General features: G+C 37.9%; 20 protein-coding genes. 12 read left to right on the top strand and 8 right to left on the bottom strand.

The features are described from left to right. Positions 1–14: 14 nt before the first annotated feature. Positions 15–1259, bottom strand: a complete 1245-nt coding sequence (locus JO178_RS11435; protein ID WP_291935495.1) for a DUF445 domain-containing protein — start codon at positions 1257–1259, stop codon at positions 15–17. Between the two features lie 217 nt (positions 1260–1476). Here JO178_RS11435 and msrB point away from each other — a divergent pair, with 217 nt between their 5' ends. Beyond that, positions 1477–1923, top strand: a complete 447-nt coding sequence (gene msrB / locus JO178_RS11430; RefSeq protein WP_291935493.1) for a peptide-methionine (R)-S-oxide reductase MsrB — start codon at positions 1477–1479, stop codon at positions 1921–1923. 129 nt (positions 1924–2052) lie between these two features. Next, positions 2053–2811, top strand: a complete 759-nt coding sequence (locus JO178_RS11425) for a murein L,D-transpeptidase catalytic domain family protein (RefSeq protein ID WP_291935491.1) — start codon at positions 2053–2055, stop codon at positions 2809–2811. A gap of 17 nt (positions 2812–2828) precedes the next feature. Here the strand turns inward: JO178_RS11425 and JO178_RS11420 are convergent, their stop codons facing one another. Continuing rightward, positions 2829–4208, bottom strand: coding sequence for a HAMP domain-containing sensor histidine kinase (locus JO178_RS11420; RefSeq protein WP_291935489.1), 1380 nt, complete (start codon positions 4206–4208; stop codon positions 2829–2831). Next, complete coding sequence (locus JO178_RS11415; protein WP_291935487.1) at positions 4205–4891, bottom strand: response regulator transcription factor; 687 nt, start codon at positions 4889–4891, stop codon at positions 4205–4207. Before JO178_RS11415 ends, JO178_RS11420 begins: the two co-directional genes overlap by 4 nt. A gap of 239 nt (positions 4892–5130) precedes the next feature. Between JO178_RS11415 and JO178_RS11410 the strand changes: the two genes are divergently transcribed. From JO178_RS11410 to JO178_RS11400, 3 genes are read left to right on the top strand one after another with little or no spacing between them, the layout of a single operon-like run. After that, complete coding sequence (locus JO178_RS11410) at positions 5131–6459, top strand: hypothetical protein (protein WP_291935486.1); 1329 nt, start codon at positions 5131–5133, stop codon at positions 6457–6459. Positions 6460–6471: 12 nt separating this feature from the next. Next, positions 6472–6891, top strand: a complete 420-nt coding sequence (locus JO178_RS11405; protein ID WP_291935484.1) for a Dabb family protein — start codon at positions 6472–6474, stop codon at positions 6889–6891. Between the two features lie 20 nt (positions 6892–6911). Beyond that, positions 6912–7391, top strand: a complete 480-nt coding sequence (locus JO178_RS11400; RefSeq protein WP_291935482.1) for a hypothetical protein — start codon at positions 6912–6914, stop codon at positions 7389–7391. A gap of 160 nt (positions 7392–7551) precedes the next feature. Here JO178_RS11400 and fabF read toward each other — a convergent pair whose 3' ends face one another. The 5 genes from fabF to JO178_RS11375 form a co-directional block, all read right to left on the bottom strand. Then, entirely contained in the window at positions 7552–8793 is a 1242-nt protein-coding gene (fabF, locus tag JO178_RS11395; protein ID WP_291935480.1) for a beta-ketoacyl-ACP synthase II, read from the bottom strand. A 203-nt stretch (positions 8794–8996) separates the two neighbouring features. Continuing rightward, positions 8997–10265: an acetyl-CoA C-acetyltransferase gene (locus JO178_RS11390; RefSeq protein WP_291935478.1), complete on the bottom strand. Its 1269-nt coding sequence runs from the start codon at positions 10263–10265 to the stop codon at positions 8997–8999. 10 nt (positions 10266–10275) lie between these two features. Then, the gene (locus JO178_RS11385) at positions 10276–10881 is read right to left on the bottom strand and encodes a TetR/AcrR family transcriptional regulator (protein ID WP_291935476.1); all 606 of its coding nucleotides are present in this window, start codon (positions 10879–10881) and stop codon (positions 10276–10278) included. Positions 10882–10997: 116 nt separating this feature from the next. Continuing rightward, positions 10998–11417 carry an OsmC family protein gene (locus JO178_RS11380; protein WP_291935474.1) on the bottom strand — a complete coding sequence of 140 codons (420 nt, stop codon included), beginning with the start codon at positions 11415–11417 and terminating at the stop codon, positions 10998–11000. Between the two features lie 87 nt (positions 11418–11504). Continuing rightward, the gene (locus JO178_RS11375) at positions 11505–12371 is read right to left on the bottom strand and encodes an AraC family transcriptional regulator (RefSeq protein ID WP_291935471.1); all 867 of its coding nucleotides are present in this window, start codon (positions 12369–12371) and stop codon (positions 11505–11507) included. Between the two features lie 189 nt (positions 12372–12560). On the opposite strand from JO178_RS11375, the gene JO178_RS11370 reads away from it, so the two are divergent. The 7 genes from JO178_RS11370 (at position 12561) to JO178_RS11340 (ending at position 24679) form a co-directional block, all read left to right on the top strand. Further along, positions 12561–13439 carry an AraC family transcriptional regulator gene (locus JO178_RS11370; RefSeq protein ID WP_291935469.1) on the top strand — a complete coding sequence of 293 codons (879 nt, stop codon included), beginning with the start codon at positions 12561–12563 and terminating at the stop codon, positions 13437–13439. A gap of 374 nt (positions 13440–13813) precedes the next feature. Continuing rightward, entirely contained in the window at positions 13814–16768 is a 2955-nt protein-coding gene (locus tag JO178_RS11365; protein WP_291935467.1) for a SusC/RagA family TonB-linked outer membrane protein, read from the top strand. A 14-nt stretch (positions 16769–16782) separates the two neighbouring features. After that, on the top strand, positions 16783–18411 hold the full coding sequence (locus tag JO178_RS11360; protein ID WP_291935465.1) for a SusD/RagB family nutrient-binding outer membrane lipoprotein: 1629 nt from the start codon (positions 16783–16785) through the stop codon (positions 18409–18411). Between the two features lie 141 nt (positions 18412–18552). Then, positions 18553–19845, top strand: coding sequence for an MFS transporter (locus JO178_RS11355; protein WP_291935463.1), 1293 nt, complete (start codon positions 18553–18555; stop codon positions 19843–19845). 46 nt (positions 19846–19891) lie between these two features. Further along, positions 19892–20863: a glycoside hydrolase family 130 protein gene (locus tag JO178_RS11350; protein WP_291935462.1), complete on the top strand. Its 972-nt coding sequence runs from the start codon at positions 19892–19894 to the stop codon at positions 20861–20863. Positions 20864–20986: 123 nt separating this feature from the next. Beyond that, on the top strand, positions 20987–23218 hold the full coding sequence (locus JO178_RS11345) for a GH92 family glycosyl hydrolase (RefSeq protein ID WP_291935460.1): 2232 nt from the start codon (positions 20987–20989) through the stop codon (positions 23216–23218). Between the two features lie 33 nt (positions 23219–23251). Next, positions 23252–24679, top strand: coding sequence for a glycoside hydrolase family 125 protein (locus JO178_RS11340; protein ID WP_291935458.1), 1428 nt, complete (start codon positions 23252–23254; stop codon positions 24677–24679). Positions 24680–24759 lie beyond the last annotated feature (80 nt).

The raw sequence follows: 24759 nt of genomic DNA, 5'->3' as shown, positions 1-24759 counted from the left end.
TTGTGTTTCGGTTTTTAAATAAAGAAATGAGAAATGGTGTATATAATTAAACCTACCAGACCTCCCACTAAAGTTCCGTTCACACGGATAAACTGAAGATCTTTTCCTACTTCCAGTTCCAGTTTTTCACTTAATTCTTTACCTTGCCAATTCCCTACAGTGGTACTGATGAGGTTTCCGAACTGATGAGTGTTTTTCAGAATATATTTATAAGCGGTTACCCGAACCCAATGGTCAATTTTATTCTGAAGATTTTCATCTGTTTTTAAATTTTGTGAAAACTCATTCAGATTTTTAGAAAGATAACCTTTCAGAGCAGACTGATCCTCCTGAAGTTCTTTCATAAGGGTTCTTTTGATAGAAACCCAGATGTCATTGGAATATTCATCGAGTTTATCATTTTTAAGAAGACCGTTTTTAATGGTTTTAAACTCTTCGTCCCATTTCGGATCTTCTTTAAGATCAACTGAAAATTCATAAATTTTTTGAGTGATTAAGGCTCTTACTTCATGGTTGGGATCTTCCTCTATTTCTTTGAAAAAATCAGATAAACCGTCTGCTATTTTATCAGCAATTTTATTGTCAACAAAAGATGGAATGAAAGTGTAACTTCCTTTTTTCACCCGATCTTTGATCATTTCATCATTCTGAATAATGTATTCTTTGATCTGTTTGGAAAGATTGGTGATGATTCTCTGATGGTCATTTTTTTCCAGGATATAATTGATCCCGTTGCCCACCACTTTATTCAGTTTGATACCATCGGTCATTTCTGACACTTTTTTGCTGATAAACTGACTCACAGTGGAATCATCCAGTTTATTGAGAATGTCCAGAACAATATCCGACAGATTTCGGATCAGAATATCCTGATTTTTTTCTTTACCAAGCCATTCCCCCACAAAGTTTGAAACCCTGATTCTTTGAATGTAGGGACGGATATTTTGAGGAGAAAGAAAATTACTCACCACGAAGCTTCCCAGGTTATCACCCAATTTCTGCTTACTGTTTTCAATCAGATTGGTATGGGGAATCGGAAGTCCCAACGGATGACGGAATAAGGCCGTAACTGCAAACCAGTCTGCTAATGCTCCTACCATAGCCGCTTCTGCAAAAGCCCGTACATAGCCAATCCAGTGAGAATTGCTGGACTTTTGAAGAACCGTCGTAACAATGAAAATAACCGCCATCAGAACAAATAATCCGGTGGCAAATGCCTTATATTTTCTAAGTTGTTTTCTTTTTGCTTCGTCATTCATATTCTCAAATTTACTAAATTTGGTTATCAAATCATCCAATATTTGAACCACAAAAGACGCAAAAGTTTTATTGTAAAGAGTTTAGCTCCCTTACATGTTTGTTTTGTGGCTAAGATATAAGACATTTAAAATTTTGATGAAATTTTTATTTTCAGCCATTATATTAATTCTTCTGCAGGGATGTACGCAGAAACAGCAACCTATTAAAATTACTTCTATGGAAAATAAAGAAGCAAAAAGCAATCCATATTACTCAAGAACAGATACTACGAAACTGAATATCCCCAATAGCGAATGGAAAAAAATACTTGCCCCGGACCTTTATGCAATTGCTAGAGAAGCGGCAACGGAAAGGGCTTTTACTGGAAAATATAATGAGTTTGATGAGTTAGGAGATTATTACTGTGCTGTTTGTGGTAATCATTTATTCCGTTCCACTTCAAAATTTTCCAGCAGTTGTGGATGGCCAAGCTTCTTTGAAGCTGATAAAGAAGGCGTATATTATAAAAGAGATCAGACCTACGGAATGGAAAGAGTAGAAGTACTTTGCAAGAGATGTGATTCCCATTTGGGGCACGTGTTTGATGATGGTCCAAAACCCACAGGATTGAGGTATTGTATGAATTCTATCAGCCTGGAATTTGTTGGCGATTCTGTGAAATAATGAGCTTTATTTCACAGAATCAGGACGTTAAAGTTTCTTAAATTCAGTTAAACTTTGTAGACTTATAAGTGGCTGATAGCGATGTTTTTATAATTTTGCCCCACTAATTTGGTACTAATATATTATTGAATGAAAGGATTTTATGGCGTAATAGGCCTTCTTTACATGGTGACGACTTCATTCTACATTTCTCCGAGAGCAGAGGTAAAGAGTGTAAGTATCACCACAACAAAAACAGAAAGAGTAACAGACACGAAATCTGAGAAGAGTAATACTACAGCAGTATCTTCGGCAGAAGCATTATACAAAACCATTGAATTTGATCCTGAACATGAACTGAACTATGAAGTTTTTTCGAAAGCATTAACAGGACTTGAAAATCTAAAGAAAGCAGGACTGCTTACGGACGAGTCTCATTTATTAACTGTTTGCGATTTTTCTATGTCTTCCAATACTAAAAGACTTTGGATTATTGATCTTAACGACAAAAAAGTACTGTTCAACTCATTGGTTGCCCACGGTAAAAATACAGGCGAAGAATTTGCCACGAATTTTTCTAACACGGAAAGTTCGCGACAGAGCAGCATGGGATTTTATATCACAGATGCAACGTATCAGGGAGATAACGGGTATTCGTTGAGATTATTAGGAATGGATAAAGGATTTAATGATGCAGCGTATAAAAGAGCTATTGTGATGCATGGAGCAGATTATGTAAGTGATGCATTTGCCGCAGTACACAAAAGAATCGGAAGAAGCTGGGGCTGTCCTGCAGTACCCAGAGAACTGTCACAAGCAATGATTAATACGATAAAAGGCAGAAATTTATTATTCATCTATTATCCTGATCAAAATTACCTTTCCTCTTCGGAATGGTTAAAAGCATAAACGAAAAAGCAGTCTGATCAGACTGCTTTTTTATTTTTAGAAGAGAATTCTATGGTAAATGTACTTCCCTGAGAAATCTCAGAGTCTACATACAGGTTTCCTTCATGAATTTCTACAATTCTTTTCACAATAGATAATCCGATTCCGTTTCCCTTTTCAAAGTTTTTATTGGAACCTCTGTAAAACAATTCAAATATTTTTGTGAGATCCTGTTCTGATATGCCAACTCCGTAATCTACAAAACGAATTTTTACCGACGAGCGGTGTGCTTCAATTTCTACCCGGCAGCCTTTATCTTTGGAGTATTTACAGGCATTTTCCATAAGATTTGAAAAAGCAACCTGTAATAGATAAGGGTTACCATACCCATCGTAATTGCTTTCCTCTTCATCATTACTGATATAATTGATTCCGATTTTATAATGGGTGTTTTTTTTGATCAGTGCCAGTTTGGCTTCTGCCAAGATTTCATCTAAACGGATATTAGTAAAACTGATTTGTGAAACGTCATAACTGGCTCTTGCGAAATCTAAAAGTGCCGATGAAAGTTCTGAAGCATCATTGGCATCCTGAAGCGCATTATCAATGGAAAGTTTATAATCATCCAATGTTACATTCAATTCTTTTGCCAGCTCCAGCTCTGCAATCAGGGTAGAAAGCGGAGTGCGGAATTCATGAGAAATGGTCGTCACAAATTGTTTATGATTATTAAATGACTTCTCCAGCCTGTTAAAAGTGGAGTTAAAAGTTTCTGTAAGCTCGTAAATTTCATCTTTGGCCTTCGGAACATCAAGGCGTTGGTTGAGATTATGTTCTGAAATATCGCGGATTTGAAGAATGATATCTTTTAAAGGTTTTAAAGTATAGTAGGAAAAAAGAAACCCGATGATAAAAATAACAATAACCGAGCTGATATAAATGATGATAATATCTTTTTTAAACTCTGCTATATGGGCATTTCCTGTTACATCTACAGCACTTCCGATGATATAATAATCTTCCCCAGCTGATTTGAATTTAATAGCAATGTATTGGCGGTCACCTTGCTGCCAGAATATTCTATTTTTATTGGATTTAATGATTTTATCAAGATACTTTTCATTGCTTTTCAATGGGGGAATATCTGTAAAGGTCAACTCTTTTTTACTGTTATAAACGCTGATATCAGCCTCATTCAATAATCTCTGGTTTCTTTGATGCAGTTCACGGATTTTTTCATCACTGATCCGGACATCAAAAATAAACTCAGAACGCCAGATGACTTTATATCCCAAACGATCATTAAACTCATCTTCCCTGTTTTTTTCAGAGACAACATACAGTACATAAGCAAACATAAAGAGAATGCCTGCGGTGAGAATGGCGTAAATTAATGCTGTTCTGGTGGCTATTTTCATAATTGTGAAGCAAAAATAAATCCTACACCCGGTTTGGTGTGAATAAGTTTAGTATCAAAATTCTTGTCTATTTTTTTTCGTAAGTAGGCAATGTACACATCAATATAGTTGGTTCCCGTATCAAAATGATTGCCCCATACATTATCTGCAATTTCTTCACGGGTGAGAATTCTTTCAGCATTACTTACGAGAAAGACCAGAAGTTTGAATTCTTTTGGAGTAAGTTCTATTTCTTCATTATTTCTGAAGACCCGATTAATTTTTCTATTAATCTTAAGATCATGATATTCCAGATCACTGAGATAGGTTTCTCTGTTCTTATTTGAGCTTCTTTGAAGAATGGCTTTTATTCTGACAAAAAGCTCTCGTATTTCAAATGGTTTTACCATATAGTCATCCGCTCCGGCATCAAATCCTTCTACTTTCTCATCAATGGTTCCCAATGCAGTAAGCATGATAATCGGTAAATCTGGATATTTCTGTTTAACGAATTTACACAAGTCTATACCATTCATTTTAGGAAGCATAATATCTGTAATAGCCAGATCAAAAGTTAGTTTACCAAGCAGCGCAATAGCATCCTCCGCATCTTCAGAAATATATACCTGATAGCTCTGGCTTTCTAACCCGCGCTTTAACAGACTTGAAACTCGTGAATTATCTTCTATTATTAAAATTCTCATAAGGAAATATTACAGGATTGAAGGCTGATATTCAGTTCGGTATTTTGTTTTTAAAATATTGATTTCCAGCTTTCCTAAAGCCCTTTGCAAAGGTATTTCTTATTTTCTTTTTATGGTAGCAGATTAACGCTTTTAATAGTTTTCTAAAAGGTTTCTAATAGATTTCTAATAACGGAGGGGAGCTTCCCGATCTAATTTTGTCCCGTTGAAATCAACAAAAAAGATTAGAACAGAAAAATATGAAGACAAGATCTTTCAGCACGGGAATCGCTTTATTGGCCCTGTTAGGAATCACGGGGAAATTAGAAGCTCAGAAAAAAAATGACTTTAATAATCCGGGATTGACCCATTATTTTAATGATGAACATTCACGCTATATCTCTTTAAGTGGTTATGCAGAATTATGGGCAAGATATGCTCAGCTTAATCCGGGAAGTCTTATCAACAACGAAGCTAAATCAGATGCCTCTGATCTTTCTCTTCGCAGAGTTCGTGTAAAAATGACCTATAAGCCTACTGAAAAATTAATGTTTGTTCTACAGGGCGGAACCACCAATGTCAATGTCAATGCAAAAGCAAGTAATTACTTTGATCTACTGGATGCTTATGCGGAATATTCTTTCAGTGATAAAATCGCTTTCGGGGCAGGACGTTCTACATGGAGAGGACTTTCAAGATTTACTACCGGTCCTTTAAATACATTACTTTATGATTTGCCCGCTTATGCAACAGCTAACGCAGGTGCTACTGATTATACGGTACGTGAGCTGAGTGCATATGTGAAAGGTCAGCTGGGAAGATTTGATTATCGATTGGTTGTTGCTGATCCTTATAGTATGGCGACTTCAGATCCTAAATTTGATGTAGCGACTTTCAGTAAGAATTCTCCAGGCAAAGACTTCTCCGGGTATTTCAGATATGCTTTTTTTGATAAAGAAAATATTTCAACACCTTTTAATTCAGGAACCTATGTAGGGAAAAAGAATGTACTGAGCTTAGGAGCTGGTTTTGATTATATCCACAATGCTTTATGGCATAAAGATGCTGCTAAAAATACCGTGAATGATGATATGAAGAGCTTTGCGGTAGACCTATTTTATGATGCTCCTTTAAATAAAGAGAAAGGAACGTCAATAAGTGCATATGGAATGGCGATGCATAATGACTATGGTCCTAATTATATCCGTTATGTAGGGACGAATAATCCCGCAACTTCGGTAGATGTTACACAAGCCAGTCTCAATGGTGCAGGAAATGCAATGCCGGTTATAGGAACAGGAAATACTTATTATGTACAATTAGGAGGAACCCTTCCTTATTTAGATAAAGAAAAGAAAAACCTTCAGCTTCAGCCTGCGGTGGGAATTCAGCTGTCCGACTTAAAAGGGCTTCACGATAATGCTGTTGTCTATGATGCCGGAATATCATTGCTTATGAACGGAATGTCATCCAGATTAACCTTCGATGCCCAGAACAGACCCGTATATATGAACGATCCTTCGAATAATGCAGTCGTTTCCGATAGAAAATGGCAGTTTGTCCTTAAATACAGAATAGATTTTAACTAAAAATAACCGACTATGGAAAGAAGAAAATTTTTATTCAGTTCAGTACAGGCTTCAGCTTTGTTAGTTGTTTCCGGAAATATGTTAGCCTCTGCTTTGCCGATGTTTAACCCTATAAAAAAGAAAAAAGTGTACTTCCATTATTTGCTATTCTGGCTGAAAAAAGATCTTTCAGCCTCAGAGATTAAAGATTTTGAAAATTTTTTTGAAGGTCTTAAAAAACTTCCCTATCAGAAAAATCTGCGTTATGGAAAGCCTGCAGCATCCAGCCCGAGAAATGTTCTGGATAATACATTCACCTATAATGCCTCTATGGAATTTGACAGCCTGGAAGAACTGGAAGCTTATGGCCAGCTTCCTGAACATCTTGCATTGGTTCAAAAATATAAACCATTCTTTGATAGAATGTTGGTTCACGATACCATATATAATTAAAAATAAAATTTAAATTTATAATGAAAAATATCATTAAAGGGCTAAGCCTTGTTTTAGCATTAAGTAACTTAGGGTTTATGAATGGACAGCATAAAAACCATAAAAATGTAAGTGTAACCCCGGAAGAATCTACAGCGTTTATTCCTGCCATACGGTTAATTAATAATCCGGATGGCTCATGTTCTTTCGAAAAAGGAAAGATTCCGACGCTTAAACACATGAATACGACCACTTTCTGGATGAGCAATAAGACCGAAGAGTGGGAAAAAAATGCCCATCCTGCACCCAGAAGGCAATATGTGATCACCATCAAAGGGAATATCAGATTTAAAGTAACCGATGGTTCTACTTTTATCATTAAGCCGGGGGTGGTGCTTCTTGCTGAAGATCTTAAAGGAACAGGGCATAGCTGGGATATGGTGAAAAGTAAAGAATGGGAAAGGCTTTATATTCCGATTTCAGAAAATGCCGACGATTTTTTCGTGCCTGATGCGCAATAGTTTTTAATACAGCTCTTTTTACAGAGTATATATAGATTCGTTATGTTTTTGAAGCAGCCGGTTGGGCTGCTTTTTTAGGATGTATGCCGGAATAATGTTTCTTGAAATAAAAAAATCCCTGTGTAAGACACAAGGATTAAAGATTATTTTTGTTTCAGGATTATCTAAACTTTTTGAAAACTACAGTAGCATTATGGCCTCCAAATCCGAAGGCATTGCTCAATGCAAAATTGATCTCTTTTTCCTTTGCCTCTCCAAAAACAATATTAATATCCTGTGGAATATTCTCATCAATATGATGAAGATTGATCGTTGGCGGGATAATACTATGTTGAATAGCTTTGATCGAAAGGATGGCCTCCACAGCGCCTGCAGCACCTAATAAATGTCCTGTCATAGATTTTGTAGCACTGATATCAAGATTTTTGCTTCCTTTAAAAGCAGCATTGATTGCTTTCAGTTCAATTAAATCTCCCAGTGGCGTAGAAGTGGCATGTGGATTAATATAATCTATATCTTCCATGTTGACACCTGCTTCTTTCACAGCTAATTGCATCGCTTTGATCGCTCCAACTCCTTCCGGATGAGGTGCGGTCATATGATAAGCATCTGCAGTCATTGCTGCCCCTGCTAATTCTGCATAGATTTTTGCGCCTCTCGCTACTGCGTGTTCATATTCTTCAAGAACTAATGCTCCTGCACCTTCACCCATAACAAAACCGTCTCTGTCTGCATCATAAGGACGGCTGGCTGAAGCGAAATCATCATTTCTGGTAGACATTGCTTTCATAATAGAGAATCCCCCTATGGAAGCCGGAGTAATAGCGGCTTCAGAACCACCACTGATGATTACTTTCGCTTTTCCAAGACGGATATAGTTGAAAGCATCCATTAATGCTGTGTTTCCTGTAGCACATGCTGAAACTGTGGTGTAGTTGATTCCCTGAAGACCGTATTTCATGGAAATCATTCCCGATGCCATATTGGCAATAAATTTAGGAACGAAAAATGGGTTGAAACGCGGGGTGCCGTCACCTTGTGCGAAATCCATAACCTCTTTTTCAAAAGTCCACATTCCTCCTTGTCCGGTTCCCCAGATTACTCCGGTATCGAAAGGATTCATTTTTTCCAGCTCCAAGCCGGAATCCTGAATTGCTTCTGAAGAAGCATACATCGCATATTGTGTAAACAGGTCACTTCTCTTAATTTCATTATGAGTCAGGTAAACCTTAGGATCAAAATTCTTTACCTCGCAGGCAAAATGTACCTTAAACTTCTCTGTATCGAAATAAGTAATTAATCCTGCACCGCTGACTCCTTTAATACTGTTTTGCCAAAAATCTTCGACATTATTTCCCAAAGGCGTCACTGCGCCTAATCCTGTAATGACAACTCTTTTCATACGTAGTTACTAATTTTAAATAGATAAGATTTCAATAGGATAAACCCGGTTTACCCTATGTTTCGTTGGGGTTCTCTTTTTTATCATTTAGTTTTCGCTTGCAATATTATCATTTTTCTTCCGCTGTAGACAAATTTTAGAGGTATTATTTGAAGCATAATAAAAGAAAAATTGCCTTTAGAAAACTTTTTATAGGGAAGATCCTATTTTTCTAGAATCATGGTGATTCCCTGTCCGCGTGCGGCACAAATGGAAATAAAGCCTTTTCCGCTGCCTTTTTCATGAATAAGTTTAGCCAATGTTGCGATAATTCTTCCGCCGGTGGCTGCAAACGGATGAGCCGTTGCAAGGCTTCCCCCTTTTACATTAAGCTTGCTTCTGTCTATTTTTCCAAGTGCTTTTTCCAGTCCGAATTTTTTAGCAAGATCTTCGTTTTCCCAAATTTTCAGGGTAGCCAGAACCTGTGCAGCGAACGCTTCATGGATTTCATAATAATCGAAATCTTCCAGATTCATTCCGGCTTTTTTAAGCATTCTTTCCGCAGCAAAAACCGGTGCTAACAGCAGATTCTGTTTATTTTCAACATATTCTATTCCTGCCAGTTCTGAAAAAGTAATATAAGCCAATACAGGAAGGTTATTGGCATTTGCCCATTCTTCGCTGGCGAGTAAAATAGCGGAAGCACCGTCTGTAAATGGTGTTGAATTTCCAGCTGTTAAAGTTCCGTTCTGTTTATCAAAAGCAGGTTTTAGCTGTGATAGTTTTTCTAAACTGGTATCGCGGCGCAGGTTATTATCTTTATCCAGTCCGAAAGCAGGCGTCATCATATCATCAAAGAACCCTTCATCATAGGCTTTAGCCATATTCCGATGACTTTTAAAAGCTAATTCATCCTGTTCTTCTCTGGTAATCGAATAATATTTTGCCGTAATTTCGGTATGTTCTCCCATCACGAGCCCGGTCTTCGGTTCCTGACCTTTGTAAGGGACAGGCATCCAGTCTTTTAATCCGGGGCTCAGCAGATGTTTTAATTTTCCGAATGCTGATTTTTCTTTATTGGCTTTCAGTAAGGCTTTTCTTAGCTTTACTGAAGATTCAAAAGGAATATTGCTCATGGCTTCAACACCACAGGCAATTCCGCTTTCAATCTGTCCTAAAGCTATTTTGTTTCCGATATAAATAGCAGCTTCAATTCCTGTATCACAGGCTTGTTGTAAATCACAGGCAGGAGTAGCAGGATCCAGAGCTGTATTCATCACAGTTTCCCTGATGAGGTTACTCTCAGAGATATGTTTAATAACGGCTCCCCCGGCTACTTCTCCGAGGCGTTTGCCTTTTAAATGATAACGGTCAATCAATCCGTTAAGAGAAGCCAGCAGGAGATCCTGATTTCCCTGTTCTGAGTAATCGGTATTCATTCTGGCAAACGGGATTCTGTTGTATCCTACAATCGCCACTCTTTTTGTTTCCATAGTATAAAATTTATGATGGAAGAATAATTAATTCGTGATCAATAATATGGGTAACCTTGTCTAATGCATGATAAAGAAATCTTTGGTCACCCATGGTTTTTGAAAGCAGAATTCCGCCTTCAATGAGCATAATAAATAGAGATGCATATCGGTTTGCATCAATCTCTTGATGGATTTCACCTTTTTTTTGTCCCTGAATAATCACTTCGGCAATTTTTTTCATCCAGATCTCAAAGGAATGTCTGACCTGTATTTTAAGGGCCGGAAAAGAATCATCAGCTTCTGTTGCAGCATTCATCAGCGGGCAGCCTCCATTGGCAAAGACGGTCTGCCAGTTTTTTCTGTAGAAGGTGACAAAAGCATGAAGTTTGTCCTTTGAAGCCGGAAACTCTTCCCCGAAAGAACGACTGAGTGTTTGGCCCAGCAAGTCAGCATTATATTTATATACCTCAATGGCCACTTCATCTTTATTTTCAAAATTTCCGTAAATACTTCCTTTTGTAAGCCCTGTTGCTTCAGTAATATCAGACAGAGAGGTAGCAATATAGCCTTTTGTATTAAATAAGGTGGCCGTTTTCTCAATAATATGCTGTTTCGTTTTTTCTGCTTTCGACATGATGATTACTATTTCTCCTGCAAATATACAAAAATATACCACTCGGTATATTTTATGGAAAAAATTAAATCTGAGTCAATAAAAACCCAGATTTAATATATGATGTATGGGAATGCTTAGTTTTCTAAAGTGGCATTCAGGGTAATTTCAAAGTTGAATGCTGCGCTTACAGGACATCCTTCTTCCGCAATTTTAGCAAATTTCTGAAATTCTTCTTCTGAAATTCCGGGAACCTTAGCGGTTAAAGTCAGTTCAGATTTTGTAATTTTTCCAATATTAGGATCAAGACTAATCACAGAAGTTGTTTTTAATTCTTCAGGATTATAACCTGCCTGAGACAGTTCTGCATCTAATTTCATGGTAAAGCATCCTGCATGTGCTGCTGCCAGTAATTCTTCGGGATTTGTTCCCACACCATCTGCAAAACGGCTGTTGAAAGAATATTGAGTCTGGTTTAAAGTTGTACTTTGAGTCGTTAAATGTCCTTTTCCTTCTTTGATAGTACCGTTCCAAACGGCTGTTGCGTTACGTCTCATAATGTTTGTTTTTTATTATTAATATGGGTTGGTTTTGATGTTACAAAGATAAATCGGTCATAGGTCTGTTTCAATAGATAAAGAGCTTTAAAAATTGTACTTTTTTCCCGAGGTATAATTTTTTTTAAAACTTGCCGGTGTGCTTCCCGTTTTATGGGTAAATAATCTGTTAAAATAGGCAGGGTCTTCATATCCGAGATCATAGGCTATTTCTTTAACGGGTTTGTCTGTGTAGAAAAGAAGTCTTTTGGCTTCTAATAAAATTCTGTTGATAATCAACTGATTCGGAGAATCCAGCTGTAGGTTTTTAAACTTATGGGTTAAGGTTTTGGGAGCAACATGAAGCATATCAGCATAATCTGCTACATGGTGTTTTTCTCTGAAGTGGATTTCCAGATATCTGCTGAAATCTCTGAAAATATCCAGTTCACTGCCCGAAATTTTGATAAGATCATTGTCCAGATTTTGTTTTTTCCACTTTCTTGTTGCCCGGATGATGAGTTGTTTTACATACGTACGTATCATTTCCTCTGCAGAAGAATCCTGCCATTCGAGCTCGTTTTTAATATTTTGAAAAAGGTTTTTAATAAGAAGAGTTTCCTCATGATCCAGTTCCACGAAAGGAATTTCAAAAACATTATGAAAAAGAAGTCCATCGCAGGCAACTTCTTTATCATGAATCTGGATGCAGTAGAAATCCCGGTTGTAATATAATAATTCGGATTCTTCTTTTCCTTTTTGAATGGTCAGTTGTTGATTGGTGATAAAAAATAAAGAAGGTTTTTTTGTTTGGTGATGGTTGAAATCTACCATAAGATCATATCCGGCAGCAATAAAGAAAACCTTAATATCCGATTTGAACAGATTTCCATTCATTGCTTTAGGATTTCCCCCTGAAAATGTTTCAAGCCCGAGTTTTTTATAATGGTCTTCAAAAATTAGCGGATGCGCCATACTTTTAACTTTAGTTTAAAGATACAAAAAAGTGGGGTTTCAACCAGATTAAATGATCCCGACCAGTCTTTCTTCTTATACTATCAGAGAAAAAAATTAAAATATGTTTTTTACATTGATATTATTTTATCACTTTTACAAAGACTTGTACCGTAAAAAATTGCATTAATTTTATTTAAAGAATTATTAATGAATGAATTAGAAAATATTTTGAGGGAAATAACTCCACTCTCTCCTGAAGACAGTTTTCTTGTTTTTGACAGGATTAAGGCTTCTTTTGATTTTCCATACCATTATCATCCGGAAATTGAAATTAATTTTATTTATAAGGGAAAGGGCTATCGAAGAATGATAGGTGATCATACGGGAGAAATAGGAAATATAGAATTAGTACTTGTAGGCCCGAATCTGCCGCATTGCTGGGCAAATCATAAATGTAAAAACAGAAAGACTCACGAAATCACCATACAGTTTAACCAGGATTTCTTCCATCAGTCGCTGATGGGAAAAAATATCCTGAAGCCGATTAATAATCTCATGAAAGATTCAATACGGGGAATTTTATTTTCTACAGATACTGCTGAAAAATTAAAAGATTCGTTTCTGAATCTCTCCAAAATGAACAGTTTTGAGTCTTTCATAGAAATTATGAAGATTCTTAATGAGCTGGCGGTGGCTGAAGATAAGATCTTATTGTCTTCTTACAGTATAGAGCTGGAAACTTTTGCGGACAATGATAAAATGAAGATTGTTCATGACTATGTGCATAAGAATTTTGAAAATAAAATTACATTGGACGATGCCGCTTCGCTGGTGAACATGAGTAATGTGACCTTCAACAGATTCATTAAAAAAAGGGTAGGTAAAACTTTTGTGAATTACCTTAATGAAATAAGAATCGGCTATGCCGCCCGCTGGCTAATGGAAAAAAATCTTAGTGTTTTTGAAATTGCTTTTGAGGCTGGGTTTAATAATATTGCCAATTTTAATAAAGTTTTTAAATCCATTAAAAAGACAACTCCTACAGAATTTAAAGAACAGTTTAAAGGCGTCAGAAAAATTGAATAATAAAGAGGTAAAATAGAGTTTTAAAATCCGGATCAGCAAATCCGGATTTTATTTTTTTGATTAAAAAGTATAATAAATCCTCTTTTTTATAAAGATTTCTATGTGTTTTATGTTGCTGTAAATCAGCTTGTTGTTTGCGTTTTTTTAAAATTGCTGAAAAAATAATATCGTTTTATGATAAAATAGTATTATATCGGACTGCCAACAAAATTTAGATTTGCTAATATGAATTAAATCTTAACGAAACTTTAAATTTTTTAATACATAAACAGCATATTCTTGCTTAAAAAATAAAAGAAGTTTGTATTAAACACTAAGGAATTATTTAAAGTGATGTGATTGATTTTCAAATAAATCTAACTAATCTAAACCTTATGAGAAAAGCAGTTATACCGGTTCTATTCGTTTTTTCGCTTGCAGCCAATGCTCAGGAGAAAAAAACAGCCGACACCACTAAGACAACCGATATTCAGGAGGTTGTTGTGACTTCTTTGGGGATTAAAAGGCAGGCCCGGTCTCTGACGTATTCCAGTCAGCAGATTGGCGGAGATGAGCTGACAGAAGTGAAAACTCCCAATCTTTTAAACTCTATCAATGGAAAAGTTTCCAATGTCCAGATCAACAGAACCAACGGTGTAGGAGGCTCCGTAAGGGTGATTATGAGAGGAAATAAATCAGCTACCAACAGCCAGCCACTGTACGTAATTGATGGGATTCCCATTTCGAACGGAACAGGGAAATCTGCCGAGATAAGCCCGTACTCTTCTATGCCAGACCCGGGAGATGTGCTAAGCTCTATTAATCCTGATGATATTGAAAGTATCAACTTTTTAAAAGGAGCTTCAGCGTCTGCGTTGTATGGATCCGCCGGTGGGAACGGAGCCATTTTAATTACCACTAAGAAAGGACGTGCAGGAAGAAGTTCCATCACATATAACACAAGCTTAACAGTGGAAAGAGCATATAGCCTGCCTAAATTACAACATAGCTATCTGTCTTATGATCCTTCAGTACCGAACCAGGCTCCGGGAGAATCTATCTTTAGCTGGGGCGCAAAAGGCTCTTCAAAAGATTACCTAAAAGATTTTTTACAAACCGGAACAACGTGGGTGAATAGCCTTTCTTTCCAGTCCGGGACTGACAAATCAACAAGCTATTTTTCTATTGGAAATACTACTAATAAAGGGGTTGTACCTTTGTCGTACTTTGACCAGTATAATATCTCTTTCAGAAATTCGAGCAAGTTTTTAGATGATAAATTAACATTGGATGCCAATTTTATAGGTTCCCTGCAAAACAGTAAGAACAGGCAAACACCGGGAGCTTCCTTTTCTCCTTTAGCAAGTTTGTATTGGTTGCCAAGAGGTGTTGATTTTGATCAATACGGCCCGGATAATTATTTTTATATGAATAAAACCCGTTTCCTGCCTGCTCAAAACTGGTGGGAAATAAAACCTGACGGTACCTTCAAAGGAAACCCGGCAACACAGAATCCATACTGGATACTGAACAGAAACCAGGTGACCGTTAATAATAAAAATCTCTATGGTTCCGCGGCTTTATCATATCAGATTAATCCATGGTTGTCTGCAAGAGTAAGAGGGAACTACAGCTGGAATACTTCTGACAGTCAGAGAGATATTTCGGCTTACTCAGATCCTGCCTTACTATTAAATGGTGCTAACGGAAGGCTGCTTAAAAATGTATATGAAAACTCATCTACCTATGGAGACGTATTGTTGATCGGTAGTCCTAAGCTGAGCGAATCTATTAGTCTAGATTTTACAGTAGGAGGAAGTATCAACACGACAAGAAATACTGTAACACAGATTGATAATGCTTATCTCGCGGCGCCTAACCTGTTTACTCTGAGTAATCTGCAGTGGAATGTTAACAGAGATCAGGGAGACGGATATCATAATATTTATACATCTTTTAAGAAACAGGTACAATCATTCTTTGCCAGCGCAACATTAGGATATAAAAACCTGTTCTATGTAGATATGACTTTCAGAAATGACTGGGATTCTACTTTAGCATTGACAGGAAGAACCGGGTTTGATTATGAATCTATCGGAGCAAATGCTATATTATCTTCTATTTTCAAGATGCCGCAAACGATTAATTTCTGGAAAGTGAGAGCATCGTATGCTACAGTAGGACTTGGATTGCCTGCTAATATAGCCAATGCAATGCAGGAATATTACAAAGCATATTCTTACGGAGTAGATGCAGGGATCATTGTATATCCAAAAAGTTCGTTTATTACAGACATCCCGGAATTAATTCCAAGACCTGAACTTAACAAAACATTTGAAGCCGGAACAGAATTGAGGCTTTTGAATAACAGATTAAGTTTTGATATTACCTATTATAATTCGAATGCTACCAATCAGTTGCTGGAAACAACAATAGCATCTAATCTGGGAGGAATCAATTCAGGATCATATTATGTGAATGCAGGGAAAATCCGAAATACAGGTTTTGAATCCTCTTTATCTTATAAAGTATTCAATAATGAAAAATTCGGATGGACAACTACGTTGAATGCATCCGCAAATAAAAACAAGATTGTGGAGCTGTTTCCTGAAATCTTAGGAATTCCAAAAGAATTACCTTTTTCACTTACAGGGGGAGGAAATTATACCAAACTGAAACTGGGCGGATCTTTTGGAGATATTTACGGAATTAAATTTCAAAGAGATGATCAGGGACGTATCTTAGTAGATAAGAATGGAGTTCCATTAGCAACCACAGGAGAACTGGGGTATCTGGGAAATCCGAATCCTAAATTTATTTTGGGCTTCAATAACTCATTCAACATCGGTAAACTGGGAGTTTCCTTCCTTATTGACGGAAAATTCGGAGGACAGGTATTGTCTCTTACGGAAAAAGCCAATGATCTATACGGAGTAAGTAAAGCTTCTGCCGATGCCCGTGATGCCGGAGGAGTAACGATTCAGAATGCCGTGTATGCTCCGGGAACCCCTCAGGCAGGAATGGCATACAACGGAAAAACCGATGCTAAAGCTTATTATTCGGCAACCGGAGGGATTAACAATTCAACAGGTATCGATGAAGCCTATATCTATAGTGCAACAACGGTACGTTTACGCCAGGCTTCTATATCATATACATTTGATATTAATTCAAAATATATGAAAAATGCAACTGTGAGTCTTGTAGGAACGAATCTGTTCTTCTTCTATAAAAAAGCTCCTTTTGATCCTGAGCAGGTAGCAGGAAATACACCGGGCGGGGTAGGAGTAGATGCATTCGGAGTGCCAATTACCCGATCTCTAGGTTTATCATTAAAGGCTAACTTCTAATTTACAATACGAAAATGAAAATCAATCATATTAAAACATTAGTATTCGGAGCAGTAGTATTGTTTTCTGCTTCAGGATGTACCGGCGATTTTGATCAGTATAATCAGGAAAAAGCAGGCGGGCCTGAAAATTTCTATGCTGATTTTATTGCTGTCGTAAACCCTCTGAAATCTATACAAAGAGGATTACAGTCAGATTATCAGCTGTATCCTAATCTCAGTGCAGATATGTATAGCGGAATGTTTAGTACGGCAACCCAATTTAACGGCGGGAAAAATAATCTTACCTACTATATGATGGATGGATGGAATAACAGGATTATCGCCAGACAGCAGGATATTTTCAATTATTCCATTACTATCGATAAAGCAGCAAAATTTAACTATCCGGGAATAGATTTCACAGCTACGCTGGCCATGAAAAAGATACTGAAAGTAATTACGGCAGCCAGAGTTTCAGACAGTCATGGACCTGTTGTATACAGTAAATATGAAACACCTAATGCCAATGGAGTTACCGACTTTGATTCTCAGCAGGATGCGTACAACTTCTTTATTGCAGATCTTACGGCCGCAATTACAGATCTGCAAAAAGTAAATAATATGCCTGCCACTCAAAATGTGGAAGATAAGTCAGCATTAAAAAGAGCAGATTTGGTGTATGGAGGAAATATTGCACAATGGGCAAAATTAGCAAACTCTCTTAAACTAAGACTGGCTATGAGGATGAGCTACGCAGATCCGGCTAAATCTAAACAATATGCTGAAGAAGCATTTGCTTCATCTGCCGGGCTCATTACAGATAATGCAGATAACGGATTAATCAGTGTAGGACAATCTGAGCTGAGTTTTATTATTTATGCCTGGGGAGACTGTCTGATTGGAGCTCCTTTAATGGCCTATATGAACGGATATCATGACCCAAGACTTTCGGCTTACGCTATTCCGGCAACAGACAATCAGGTGCAGGGGCAATATATAGGAATAAGACAGGGTATTGATTTGCTTAACGGTAAAACAACCTATGGAGGATTTTCTCAGCCACAAGCAAAATCTGCAACCGGTGACTATTTCTCTGCAACAGACGGTAAAATGAAATTATTTACTGCGGCTGAAACATGGTTTTTGAAAGCTGAAGCTGCTCTGAGAGGGTATTCAGGAGCCGGAGATATTCAGACCAATTACGAAAACGGAGTAAAACAATCTTTTGGAGAATGGGGTAAAAGTGCTGACGCTATGACTTACCTGGCTAATACAACATCTACGGAAGCGCCTTATATTGATCCTAAAAATGCTGCCAATAATATAAATGCCGGTGATGCACAACTGAGCACCATCACTATTGCCTGGAACAGTACTGATTCTCAGGAAAGAAAACTGGAAAGGATTATTACTCAGAAATGGCTGTCCCTTTATCCAAACGGGCCGGAGGCATGGGCAGAGCAGAGGAGAACCGGCTATCCTGTTTTATTTAAAATCAGACAAAATGATAGCGGTGGCCTGATCAGTACTGATGTGATGATCCGAAGAATTCCCTTCACGACAGATACAAAAACATCTCTTTTCAATTATCCGCAGGCTGCACAAATGCTTGGAGGAGCTGATACAGGAGGAACGAAGTTATGGTGGGATAAAAAATTATAATCAGAATCACTCAAAATACAGAGACATCTTAACAGTAAGAAATTTCAGAAGGAGAGTAATCTCCAATATTTATAGTTTCGTTTTAAGTTCTGAAATGCAATGTTGAGATGTTCTCTTTTTTCTTTAGCATCTTATTTATATATGGGAAAAAACAACGCTGAAACCCGTTCAGTACAGCCAATCCTTTGGATATCCACCTTATACTTTGCAATGGGAATCCCCTTTGTAACGATTAATGCAGTTTCCGGGATTATGTATAAGGATATGGGAGTTTCGGATTCTCAGATTACATTCTGGACAGCTCTTATTATGTTTTCATGGACCCTGAAACCTCTGTGGAGCCCTTTTCTGGAAATCTATAAAACGAAAAAATTCTTTGTTGTTTTTACTCAGTTTGCGATAGGAATTTTGTTTGCACTGGTTGCATTAAGTCTGCCTCTGCACGACTTTTTTAAATACAGTATTGCTCTTTTTGCAGTAGTCGCTTTTTGCGGGGCTACTCATGATGTGGTGGCAGATGGAACTTATATCAGCTTTCTGACCAATAAGGAACAGGCGAAGTATATCGGATGGCAGGGTGCTTTTTACAATTTAGCCAAGATTATCAGCAGTGGTGCCTTGGTTTATTTTGCAGGGGTTTTAGAAAAAACAAAAGGAGTTACACATGCATGGATGATCATTATGATTGTATATGCTATGTTATTTTTTGCACTGGCGGTTTATCATTATTTAATCTTACCAAAAGAAAATAAAGGGGCTGTACAGAAAGATAAAAAGACAGTAGGAAATATCCGTAAAGAACTGCTGGAAGTTATTACTTCTTTCTTTACAAAGAAGAATATTCTGTGGTCTGTATTGTTCATTATTCTATACCGTTTTGCTGAAGGTTTTGCCATTAAAATCGCGCCTTTATTTTTCAAGGCACCAAGATCTTCAGGAGGATTGGGACTATCGACTTCGGATATTGGACTTATTTACGGAACCTATGGCTCGGCAGCGTTTATTCTAGGATCTGTACTGGCGGGATATTTTATTTCATCCCGCGGATTGAAAAAATCTTTAATATGGCTGTGCTGTGCATTTAATATTCCATTTGTGGTGTATGCCTTATTGGCTCACTATCAGCCGGCTGACCTTTTGCCGGTAGGAGTGGCTGTTGTCGTGGAGTATTTCGGTTATGGCTTTGGCTTTGTAGGCCTTATGCTGTATATGATGCAACAGATTGCACCGGGAAAACATAAAACGGCTCACTATGCATTTGCAACAGGAATTATGAATCTGGGAGTAATGATTCCGGGAATGTTCAGCGGAATGATCAGTGACTGGGTCGGGTACAAGTTATTCTTCATCTGGGTATTGGTCGCTACCATTCCTGCATTCCTTGTCACCCTGTGGGTACCGTTCCCATATGCTGAAGATCAGAAAGAACAATAAAATCAAATACGAATCATTTAAAAATAAATAAAAGTAAAAATACTTTATGACAGCTCAATCAGTAATGATCCCATGGCAGGATCGCCCGGAAGGTTGTAACGATATCATGTGGAGGTTTTCCGAAAACCCGATCATTAACAGATATGCGATACCCACATCCAACAGTATATTCAACAGTGCAGTGATTCCTTTTGAGGATGGATTTGCAGGAGTATTCCGTTGCGATAACAAAGCGGTACAGATGAATATTTTTGCAGGTTTCAGTAAAGACGGAATTCATTGGGATATCAATCATGATCCTATTGAAATGAAGGCCGGAAATACAGATATGATAGAATCTGACTACAAATATGATCCCCGTGTTACCTTTATTGAAGACCGCTACTGGATCACATGGTGTAACGGATATAACGGGCCTACGATCGGAATCGGATATACATTTGATTTCAAAGAATTTTTTCAGTGTGAAAATGCATTTTTACCCTTCAACAGAAACGGAGTTCTTTTTCCGGAAAAGATCAATGGTAAATACGCAATGCTGAGCCGTCCGAGTGATAACGGACATACCCCTTTCGGAGATATTTATATCAGCTATAGCCCTGATATGAAATACTGGGGTGAACATCGTTGTGTAATGAAGGTAACACCTTTTGAAGACAGCGCATGGCAGTGTACAAAAATCGGCGGAGGTCCTGTTCCTATTAAGACGGAAGAAGGATGGCTGCTTTTTTATCACGGAGTAATCAATACATGCCGAGGGTTCAGATATTCAATGGGAGCAGCATTGCTTGACCTTGAAGACCCTACAAAAGTATTGTACAGAACAAAACCGTATTTATTGGCTCCGGCAGAAATTTATGAGTTGACAGGAGATGTTCCGAATGTGGTTTTTCCTTGTGCAGCATTAACTGAAGGAGATAAAGTAACCGTGTATTATGGTGCTGCCGATACGGTAGTGGCTATTGCGTTTGGATACATTTCAGAAATTATAGATTTTATGAAAAAGAATTCAATCTAAGGAATCTAAGGTTTTAATATTATGTTAATCAGCTTAATTTCTCTGCTTTTTGGGATCTTTGTTAAGGTTTTCATATTTTTAAACCAACTTTTAACTTAAAAAAAGTCCGATATCTCTCGTATCATGAAAAAAGAATTGCTTATCTGTTTTTTTACTGCCCTGATTTCCACGGCGAATGCACAGCAAAATAAGAATGATGTTCTGTCCTGGGTAGACCCTTTTATAGGGACAGGAGGACATGGTCATACGTTTCCGGGAGCTACGACTCCGTTCGGAATGATTCAGCTCAGTCCCGATCAGAATACGAAAAGCGGAGACTGGGACTGGTGTTCCGGTTATCATTACAGCAGCAAAACGATCATGGGATTCAGTCATAATCACCTGAGCGGAACGGGATGGGCAGATCTTGGGGATATTTTAGTGATGCCAACTGTTGGGCAGGTAAAAATGGTTCCGGGATCAGAAGATCATCCGGAAACGGGATATCGTTCAACGTTCAGTCATGACAAAGAGACGGCCTCTCCGGGATATTATTCCGTAATGCTGGACAGTTATGGAATTAAAGCGGAGCTTACGGCCTCTCCAAGAGTAGGTTTTCATAAATATACATTTCCCAAAACAGAGGAAGCCAATATTATTATTGATCCTACTAACAAAATTTTCGGAAATATTTATCACACACTGGTTAGCGTAGAAGGAAATAACAAGATCAAAGGATACTGTTACAGCAACGGTTGGGGGGGGAAGCGATTCGCTTATTTCGTGATGGAATTTTCGAAACCATTTAAATCCTACGGTGTTTATGCGGAAGGAAAGACAAAGAATAACGAAAAAATTGCCCTTGCAAAAGATGCCAAAGCATTTGTTCGGTTCTCCACGGAAAACAACGAAAGCATCGAGGTAAAAGTATCTTTATCACCGATAAGTACAGAAAATGCACAAGCCAACTTTGATGAAGAAGCCAAAAACATAGACTTTGCGAAAGCAAAAGAAACCGCTCAGAAAACATGGAGAGATCTTATCGGAAGATTCCAGGTTACCGGAGGAACAGACGATCAGAGAAAAATTTTCTATACCGGAGTTTATCACACTTTTATTGCTCCCAATCTATATATGGATACCAACGGAGATTATGTGGCGGCTCAGGAAAATATGAATACCAAATGGTTTACAAACTATAGCACCTATTCTTACTGGGACGGTTTCAGAGCAACCCATCCGTTGCTGACAATCATGGATCAGAAACATACCAAGGAATTTGCCAATTCCCTGATCAGCAGATATACAGACCGCAAAGATCATATGCCGATCTGGGAACTCTGCGGATATGATAATTTCTGCATGTTGGGTTACCATAGCGTATCGGTGATCTGGGATGCCATTTCCAAAGGGGTACCGGGGATTGATACAGAAAAAGCTTTTGCTGCTATGAAAGATGCGTCTCTCACAGATAAAATGAGCAGTAGTGATGGCGGGGGTGGTCTTAATGATTATATCAAATTGGGATATACTCCCTCTGAAAACGGAGCTTCTGTTTCTGCAACACTCGAATATGCGTATGATGACTGGTGTATCCAGCAACTTGCTGAAAAATTAGGTAAAAAAGAAGAGGCAGAAGTATATAAGAAACGTTCCATGAACTTTCTTAATACTTTCAATAAAGAGAATAAGCATTTCTGGCCCAAACAGAAAGACGGGAAATTCATAGCTGATTTTGCTCTGAATGATTGGAAAAAATTACAGCCGCACTGGGTTTCCGGAAATATCTGGGCTTATGACTTCTTTGTTCCCCATCAGATCGATCAGATGATGGATCTGTATGGCGGTAAAAAAGGGTTTGAAGAAAAGCTGGATAAAACCTTTACTGAAGCACTGAATATGCAGGGAGAACAACACGTTGATATTTCAGGATTCATTGGTTCTTTAGGATTTGGAGATGAGCCGGGACATCATGTTCCCTATCTGTACAATTATGCAGGAAGTCCTTATAAGACGCAGAAAATGATCAAATTTATCCGTGACAATATGTATGCGGCAAAACCTGACGGGATTGTGAATAATGAAGACTGCGGACAAATGTCGGCCTGGTATATTTTCTCTTCATTAGGATTCTATCCCGTAACTCCGGGTAAACCTGTATATGCCATTGGTGCTCCGCAGTTTCCGAAAGCTTCTCTTCAGCTGGAAAACGGAAAAACCTTTACGGTAATAGCAGATAAAATCTCAGATAAAAATATATATGTACAGAAAATGTTCCTGAACGGGAAAGCATACAAAAGCTGGGAACTGAATCACAGTGACATTATGAATGGAGGAGAGCTGAGATTTGTAATGGGAAGTAAGCCTGTAAAATAAGACTAATAAAAAATAAACGAAACAAAAGTATCAATGGAAAGGAGAAATTTTATTAAAACAAGTGCACTGGCAGGAGCCGGATTGCTGTTTACTCAAAATGTTTTTGCTAAAAATCTGGTTATCGGGGATTTTCCTGTTGTCCGTGTTCCTAAAGATAAAAGACATTTTACCAGTGAATCCGTAGAAAGTGCTATTGCAGCTTTTAAAAAGAAAGTCAAAAATAAAGAACTGGGCTGGCTTTTTGAAAACTGTTTTCCGAATACATTAGATACTACTGTTTTTTACAGTGAAAAGAACGGTACTCCGGATACGTACGTAATTACAGGAGATATCGATGCCATGTGGCTTCGCGACAGCTCTGCACAGGTATTCCCTTATCTGCAGTTTACGAAAAAAGATGAAAAACTTCATAAGCTCATTGCAGGGGTTATCCGTAAGCAGACTACTTTTATTCTGAAAGATCCGTATGCGAATGCTTTCTATAACGATGATCAGAAAATCAGTAAATGGAAAGAATATGATCATACCGATATGAAGCCGGGAACCCATGAAAGAAAGTGGGAAATCGATTCATTATGCTATCCGATCCGCCTTGCTTATCATTTCTGGAAAACCACAGGAGATATCCGACCTTTTGATGATAGCTGGTTAAAAGGAATCAAGCTTACTTTACAGACTTTTACGGAGCAGCAGCGGAAAAAAGATCTGGGACCTTATCAGTTTGAGCGTACCACATCATGGGCAACAGATGGTGTTCCTATGGGAGGTTACGGATATCCGACAAAGCCTGTAGGGCTGATCAGCTCCATGTTCCGTCCAAGTGATGATGCTACCATTTACGGATTCCTGATTCCATCCAATTTATTTGCTGTGGTAAGCCTACGCCAGGCGGCAGAAATGGTGTCTCAGATCAAAAACGATAAAACACTGGCCCAGCAGCTTACCAGTCTTGCTGATGAGGTAGAGGCAGCCATCAAAAAGTACGGAATCTATAATCATCCTCAGTACGGGCAGATCTATGCATTTGAAGTGAATGGCTTTGGAAGCTACAACCTGATGGATGATGCCAATTGCCCGAGTTTATTGGGATTACCTTATCTGGATGCTGTAAAAGCTGATGATCAGGTATATTTAAATACAAGAAAATACGTGTGGTCACAAGACAATCCTTTTTTCTTTAAAGGGAAACTGGCAGAAGGGATTGGAGGACCTCACATTGGACTTGATATGATCTGGCCGATGAGTATCATTATGAAAGCCCTTACTACCAAAGATAAGGGAGAGATCAGATGGTGTATCGAAACCTTACAGAAAACGCACGGCGGGACAGGCTTTATGCATGAGTCCTTCCATAAAGACAACGACAAAAAATTCACCAGAGAATGGTTCGCCTGGTCGAATACATTATTGGGTGAATTATTATGGAAAACCTTTAATGAAAATCCTGAGCTACTGAGCTAGCCCATCATTTTATATTGCCCTCTTTTATCTGCGATATTTTTCTTTAAGAAGAATGATATCAGGGGAATGCTATACAAAAT

Origin of the sequence: Chryseobacterium sp. (genome assembly GCF_019236175.1) — a bacterium.
Taxonomy (GTDB): Bacteria; Bacteroidota; Bacteroidia; order Flavobacteriales; family Weeksellaceae; genus Chryseobacterium.
The sequence above is the reverse complement of the archived record's forward strand: the minus strand, read 5'-3'. Positions and strand labels throughout refer to the sequence as shown.

Bases quoted from the DNA above. Each gene is read 5' to 3' on its own strand.
- JO178_RS11435 (WP_291935495.1), bottom strand. From the start codon at position 1,259: ATGAATGACGAAGCAAAAAGAAAACAACTTAGAAAATATAAGGCATTT.
- msrB (WP_291935493.1), top strand. From the start codon at position 1,477: ATGGAAAATAAAGAAGCAAAAAGCAATCCATATTACTCAAGAACAGAT.
- JO178_RS11425 (WP_291935491.1), top strand. From the start codon at position 2,053: ATGAAAGGATTTTATGGCGTAATAGGCCTTCTTTACATGGTGACGACT.
- JO178_RS11420 (WP_291935489.1), bottom strand. From the start codon at position 4,208: ATGAAAATAGCCACCAGAACAGCATTAATTTACGCCATTCTCACCGCA.
- JO178_RS11415 (WP_291935487.1), bottom strand. From the start codon at position 4,891: ATGAGAATTTTAATAATAGAAGATAATTCACGAGTTTCAAGTCTGTTA.
- JO178_RS11410 (WP_291935486.1), top strand. From the start codon at position 5,131: ATGAAGACAAGATCTTTCAGCACGGGAATCGCTTTATTGGCCCTGTTA.
- JO178_RS11405 (WP_291935484.1), top strand. From the start codon at position 6,472: ATGGAAAGAAGAAAATTTTTATTCAGTTCAGTACAGGCTTCAGCTTTG.
- JO178_RS11400 (WP_291935482.1), top strand. From the start codon at position 6,912: ATGAAAAATATCATTAAAGGGCTAAGCCTTGTTTTAGCATTAAGTAAC.
- fabF (WP_291935480.1), bottom strand. From the start codon at position 8,793: ATGAAAAGAGTTGTCATTACAGGATTAGGCGCAGTGACGCCTTTGGGA.
- JO178_RS11390 (WP_291935478.1), bottom strand. From the start codon at position 10,265: ATGGAAACAAAAAGAGTGGCGATTGTAGGATACAACAGAATCCCGTTT.
- JO178_RS11385 (WP_291935476.1), bottom strand. From the start codon at position 10,881: ATGTCGAAAGCAGAAAAAACGAAACAGCATATTATTGAGAAAACGGCC.
- JO178_RS11380 (WP_291935474.1), bottom strand. From the start codon at position 11,417: ATGAGACGTAACGCAACAGCCGTTTGGAACGGTACTATCAAAGAAGGA.
- JO178_RS11375 (WP_291935471.1), bottom strand. From the start codon at position 12,371: ATGGCGCATCCGCTAATTTTTGAAGACCATTATAAAAAACTCGGGCTT.
- JO178_RS11370 (WP_291935469.1), top strand. From the start codon at position 12,561: ATGAATGAATTAGAAAATATTTTGAGGGAAATAACTCCACTCTCTCCT.
- JO178_RS11365 (WP_291935467.1), top strand. From the start codon at position 13,814: ATGAGAAAAGCAGTTATACCGGTTCTATTCGTTTTTTCGCTTGCAGCC.
- JO178_RS11360 (WP_291935465.1), top strand. From the start codon at position 16,783: ATGAAAATCAATCATATTAAAACATTAGTATTCGGAGCAGTAGTATTG.
- JO178_RS11355 (WP_291935463.1), top strand. From the start codon at position 18,553: ATGGGAAAAAACAACGCTGAAACCCGTTCAGTACAGCCAATCCTTTGG.
- JO178_RS11350 (WP_291935462.1), top strand. From the start codon at position 19,892: ATGACAGCTCAATCAGTAATGATCCCATGGCAGGATCGCCCGGAAGGT.
- JO178_RS11345 (WP_291935460.1), top strand. From the start codon at position 20,987: ATGAAAAAAGAATTGCTTATCTGTTTTTTTACTGCCCTGATTTCCACG.
- JO178_RS11340 (WP_291935458.1), top strand. From the start codon at position 23,252: ATGGAAAGGAGAAATTTTATTAAAACAAGTGCACTGGCAGGAGCCGGA.